Here is a 587-nt window from a genome sequence, read left to right as displayed (position 1 = left end):
TGACCACCGCCGGGTACTCCGAGCCCTGGCTCTTGTGGACCGTGGTGGCGTAGGCCAGCACGAGCTCATCCAACTCACCAAAGCCGTAGGCAATCTCCCGGCCCTCGTAGTCGACCACCAGCTCGCCTTCCTCCATGTCGATCCGGCGGACGATGCCGAGGTCGCCGTTGTAGACCTCGCGCTGATGGTCGTTGACGACCTGCATGACCTTGTCGCCGGGACAGAAGGTCCAGCCGAAGCGCTCGACCCGCACCTCGCCCGGCGGGTTCAGTACCTTCTGCAGCTCCACGTTGAGCGACCGCGCCCCGAGCCCGCCGCGGTTCATCGGGCAGAGCACCTGCACATCCCGTACCGGGTCGAGCCCGAAGCGGCCCGGGATGCGATCGCGGACCATGGCCAGCAGCTTCTCCAGCCCGGTTTCTGGATCGGCCGCCTCGACGAAGTAGAAGTCCGAGCCCTCCTGCGGCTTGAGGTCCGGCATCTTGCCTTGGTTGATCAGGTGGGCGTTGGTGACGATCCGGCTGCCAGCGGCTTGGCGGAACACCTCGGTCAGGCGCACCACCGGCACCGCACCGGAGGTGATGATG

At 66.6% G+C, this 587-nt stretch carries 1 pseudogene; it reads right to left on the bottom strand.

What is annotated here, in order from left to right:
• Positions 1–587 (bottom strand): annotated as a pseudogene (locus tag ACFQS7_RS31015) (ATP-dependent RecD-like DNA helicase); the annotation flags it as partial.

It is taken from the genome of Dankookia sp. GCM10030260 (genome assembly GCF_042666655.1).
Taxonomy (GTDB): domain Bacteria; phylum Pseudomonadota; class Alphaproteobacteria; order Acetobacterales; family Acetobacteraceae; genus Paracraurococcus.
Note: the sequence above shows the minus strand (reverse complement) of the source record. Positions and strands in the feature narration are given on the sequence as shown.